Source organism: Aeromonas sp. 1HA1 (genome assembly GCF_029237385.1).
In the GTDB taxonomy this organism is placed as follows: domain Bacteria; phylum Pseudomonadota; class Gammaproteobacteria; order Enterobacterales; family Aeromonadaceae; genus Aeromonas; species Aeromonas popoffii.
On record NZ_JAACGC010000130.1, the window covers coordinates 1 to 4,710 of the forward strand.

At 58.7% G+C, this 4,710-nt stretch carries 5 protein-coding genes; all 5 read left to right on the plus strand.

Annotation, left to right across the window (positions count from 1 at the left end; all coding sequences use genetic code 11):
- The first annotated feature begins 139 nt into the window (after positions 1-139).
- Entirely contained in the window at positions 140-1,753 is a 1,614-nt protein-coding gene (locus GWQ22_RS20855; RefSeq protein ID WP_275931544.1) for a hypothetical protein, read from the plus strand.
- Between the two features lie 10 nt (positions 1,754-1,763).
- Positions 1,764-2,462 carry a phage virion morphogenesis protein gene (locus GWQ22_RS20860; protein ID WP_275931545.1) on the plus strand — a complete coding sequence of 233 codons (699 nt, stop codon included), beginning with the start codon at positions 1,764-1,766 and terminating at the stop codon, positions 2,460-2,462.
- Positions 2,463-2,947: 485 nt separating this feature from the next.
- Positions 2,948-3,307 carry a type II toxin-antitoxin system RelE/ParE family toxin gene (locus tag GWQ22_RS20865; protein WP_275931546.1) on the plus strand — a complete coding sequence of 120 codons (360 nt, stop codon included), beginning with the start codon at positions 2,948-2,950 and terminating at the stop codon, positions 3,305-3,307.
- 2 nt (positions 3,308-3,309) lie between these two features.
- On the plus strand, positions 3,310-3,630 hold the full coding sequence (locus GWQ22_RS20870; protein WP_212514483.1) for an addiction module antidote protein: 321 nt from the start codon (positions 3,310-3,312) through the stop codon (positions 3,628-3,630).
- An 80-nt stretch (positions 3,631-3,710) separates the two neighbouring features.
- Positions 3,711-4,589, plus strand: a complete 879-nt coding sequence (locus GWQ22_RS20875; protein WP_275931547.1) for a hypothetical protein — start codon at positions 3,711-3,713, stop codon at positions 4,587-4,589.
- Positions 4,590-4,710 lie beyond the last annotated feature (121 nt).

Consider the following 4,710-nt stretch of genomic DNA (forward strand, 5'->3'; position numbering starts at 1 on the left):
CAGGTAACCCCGCCAATATCGGTAAAGGATCGCCAGGTACCGCCGCCGCAGGCGGCAATGGTCAATCGGGGGATGAGCCGCTTTCCACAGGAGAGGCTTTCTTTAAGAAACTGGACAACAAACTGGGGGATATCCTGGCATGAAGCTGACCACCCGCTTGACCCTCAATGGTCAGCCTGCCCATCTGGTTGAGCACGACATCATGCTGGATCTGAATGCCGGCGGACGGGCGGCCCTGACGGCGCAGGCCCAAGTGCAAAAAGGCCACCCCGTCACCATCGATGTCGGTTACAACGGCGAGCTGCGCCGTTGGTTCACCGGTTATGTGTATGACGTTCAGCCCGCCGCCACGGGGGCCGTGCAACTGCTCTGCCGGGAGCTGGCGGGCATCCTGGCCGGCCGGCTACCTGTCAGCATGCAGCATGCCACCCTGCGCAACCTGCTGGCCTGGCTCACCACCCAGACCGGTCTGGTCTTCATGCTGCCCGAGGCGGCCGACTATGCCGATCGCCCCATTCCTAACTTCACCAGTGCCGGCACCGGCTATCAGCTGCTCGATAACGCCGGCCGCGCCTTCGAGGTGCCGGACTTTGTCTGGTACCAGCAACCCGATGGCGCCATCTTTGTCGGCAGCCACACCGATTCCCGCTGGCATGGCAGGGAGGTGGAAATCGACCCGGCTTGGACCGCGCGCCAGGCGGGTAATCTCATCACCCTGCCCCCCGTGCCCGCCATGCGCCCTGGTGCGACGGTCAACGGCAAGCGAGTGACCCGGGTGCGGCTCAAAGGGGACGAAATGACCCTGACCACGGTCACCCCTGGCAAGGCCACCAAGTCGGTGGAGCGCCGCAAAATAGAGGGGGAGTTTCCGGAGCTGGCCGACAAGATGCACCTGCCCAAGTTCGGGCGGGTCGAGGCCATCAGCGACCAGGCCAGCGCCGGCCAGCGCAATGACCCGTTTCGCCCCCGCTATGCGGTGGACGTGCAACTGCTGGGTGAAGATGACCAGCCGGACAAGGCCGCCCCGCTTTATCGGGCGGTGCCGCTGCCGGTGCAGTTCGGCGGGCCGGAACAGGGCCTGCTGCAGTTTCCCCTCGAGGGGACCCTGGTTGAGCTGGGGTTTGCCTTTGGGCGGGCTGACCGGCCCTTTATCCGTACCGTACTCGGCAGTGGCTGGGCTCTGCCGGACATCGCCCCGGGCGAGCAACTGCAGCAGCAACGGGCCGAGGTATTCAGCCGCACCGATACCGTGGGGAACCTCTGCCGCCACACCGATCGGCACCTGCATGACCGCGCCCTGCAGATGCACCACCAGAGTGACGACTACCTGGGGGAACATGGCCAGCATCAACTGCAGGTGGACCAGCACAGTATCGAGGAGGTGGGCGGGTTAAAGCTCATCGAGGCGCTGGGGGCCATCGAGCTGCTGGCAGGTGATGATCTCACCCTGGGAAGTCTGGGCAACATGAGCCAGACCACGGCGGGGGATCTGGTCGAGGTGGTGGGCCAGCTGCGCCGGGCCGTTGCCGGCGAGCTACAACACCTGGAGGCGCCCCGTTCGTGGATGGGGACCGACAGCGTGAACATCTTCCGGCTGCTGCTCCAGCTGATGAACGTGGTGGAGCAGCTGGCCGCCGCCACCGCCAGCCATACCCACGGCAGTGGGCCAGCACCTGGGAACAGCGGGGCCATGACGGGACATGGCCAACAGGCCAAGCAGTTGGCCGGCCAGCTCTCCCCCATCATCGAATAGAGGCATGTAGATGATTTCACTCACCATCAATCAGGGCACCATGCTCAGCCTGCTGGAGCGTCTGGACGCGGTCTCTCTGCCGCCAGCCAAGCGCCGGCGCATCACCCAGCAGATAGGTCGGGAAGTGGTCAAGGTGAACCGCCAGCGCATCCGGGCAGGTAAAGCCCCTGATGGTTCAACGTGGGCGCGCACAATAAGCAAGCGCAAGCACAAGCGGCTCACCGGCCTGTCCAAACGCCTGCGCGCTCGTGGTAACGAGGACGCAGCCACCATCGACTTCGACTCCCGCTTTGCAGGGATGATAGCCAACCAGCAACACCAGGGGATGTCACAACAGTTCAACGCCGCGCCCCCCACCCCCGCGAAACCAAGAGCCTCAGACAAGGGCAAGAAGAAGGAGCCATTCAAACCAACGGATAGCCCCTGTACCCGCAGCCAGGCAACACGCCTGCGTGCGCTGGGGTACAAAGTCTTGTCAGAACGCGGCAAGCGCCGCCGCTACCGCAAACCCTCGCTCAAGTGGATACAGGCGCATCTCAGCGTCCAACGCGCCGCCATCATCATCCGGACGACCACCGGCGAGACCAGGAAGAACAGATGGACAGTAGAGACCCCGGCACGCCCCATGCTGCCCGAGGCAAACAGCGATGAACTGCTGGCCATCGCCGCCAAGGCATTCAAGAAAATGGGATGGGGTGGCGACCAGTAGCGCCCAGCCAGAAACCCATTCACCACAGCGACGCATATGCGTCGCTTTTTTGTGGCCAGCCCCTGGCCCCGTAGCCCAGGCGCGGCAACGGAAACGCGCCGCTCACGGAATCCGCACTCCTCCCCCCCCACCTTCGCGCTAAAAATGTGGCGTTTTTTGCACAAATGAATTGATGAAAATCTATCGGCCAGCCCGCGCCGTGACTGGGTTCTTGGGGGGAATTCAGAATTTCACAAAAATACATTTTGCGATCACTTTGGGGATATTAGATCACCAAGGATCGAGGGCGTGGAAAAGGTAAGTGATTGAGTTACTTTGCTAAAGGGCTGTTTTCCGTGAGGATCTAAGGTGGCGGGGTGGATCAGGTCTAACCACGATAGAAAAATGATTAAGCCATGCGGGCCATGGCTTGGCGGGCAGTTTTAGCAAGGATCCAGAATTTCACGAGTGAAGCGCTGACGATCTCCAAGGGAAGGTGTCTCAACATGACATTGCGAGGATTGATAACCATAGTTGACACATCAACAGATGATAACTACAGTTGGCACATGACTGAAATCATCAAAACAAACATATTCGATCGCTGGTTCGACACCCTGCGCGATGTACGCGCCAAAGCGAAAGTGACCGCCAGGATCCGGCGCTTGGGCCTTGGCAATCCTGGTGACGTAAAACCCATCGGGGAAGGTCTCTCGGAAATGCGAATAGACTACGGCCAAGGATACCGTGTGTATTACATGACAAAGGGTCCGATCATCATTGTGTTGCTGTGTGGTGGGGACAAGGGCACCCAAGCCCGTGATATCGAACAGGCAAAGACCATTGCCGCGCAATGGAAGGATTAAACATGAAAGACAATGACCAGGCAGTTACATTCAGCCGCTATGATGCCGCTGACTACCTCAAGACCGATGAAGACATGCTCCACTATCTGGAAGCTGCCATGGAAGAAGGCGACCCCGCTTTGATTGCGGCCGCACTGGGCGACATTGCCCGCGCTCGCAACCTGAGCCAGCTGGCCCGTGATGTTGGAATGAGCCGAGAGGGGCTATACAAGGCCCTATCCGGCGAAGGAAACCCAACCTTTGCCACCATCACTAAAGTTGCCGGAGCCCTAGGGTTACGCTTCGGCGTCCACCTTGCCAACCAGCCAACAACCCATGCGTGATAAAGAAAACCCCGGCAAAATAGCCGGGGTTTTTGCTGTTGGTGTGACCAAAACAAGGCCAGGGAATAGCGCCGCATGAAGTGAGCATCACCAAACAACGCGGCATAATACCCGCGCCCTCTTATCCCCTGCAACCAGCCGCTTTGAGTTTTGTTCCCATCCGAACCTGTGGCAGACTGCCCGCTCGCAAAAAAAAAAACAGACTAAAATCGGGGGATGCCATGGCGGCAAAAAACATCAGCGAGCTGAATCTCGACGACTTCGTCAGGATACAAGGCCCGGACAAGGGCAGCGCCAGAGACGGGAGCCGCGTCACGGTAGGCCGAACAGGGGATCGCGATAGCTGCGTGAAACTAGTGGATGGCAAACTACAGGTCACAGGTTCTGACGAGTTCCGTCGCACAGTCGAAGAGGCCTATGAGGCCAAGCAAACCCCATCCAGCGGCTTTGGCCACTCACCAACGCCCGCCCCCAAGCCAGAGTCCGAGCCCACCCTGAGCAAGTTGATGCCGGCAACCCAAGGGCCGGAGATTGAAGAGTTTGATGTGGGGTACTACTGGAACGAATTCCACCAGAGCAAAGAAGCCATCTACAAAAAGCTGTACGGCCCAGAGGCCAACTTTCAGCAGCAATCGATGTTTGAGCGCAACAATGAACACCTGCAAGACATGGTGCTGCCAGGCGAGATTGTGATCCTGGCCAACGACCCCCAGACATTGGCAGAAAAAGACAGGTTGATCCTGCTTAAGACACAAGCGAAAGCAGCAAGTGGGGCACTCCAAAAATTAACCCCAGAAGAAGCTTCAACACTCAAACAACATTTTGACATCTTTGACTGGGTGGCTGCCCATGACCTAAGCACGACATCAGCAACATTCGGAGCAATTAGCACTGCGACTTCCAAGAAGTTGGAGCAAGTACAAAATGTACTCAAAGAGCTCAATACTCTTTATGTGTAAGCGCCCCTGAATCAGCACCTGTTTTTACTGAGATCACCTCGGCACACTGAAACCCATCGTATCTACGTTGGGATTTCCGCTATGACCACTCAAGAACGCGTTGATTTTTGGCAGCGCCAGA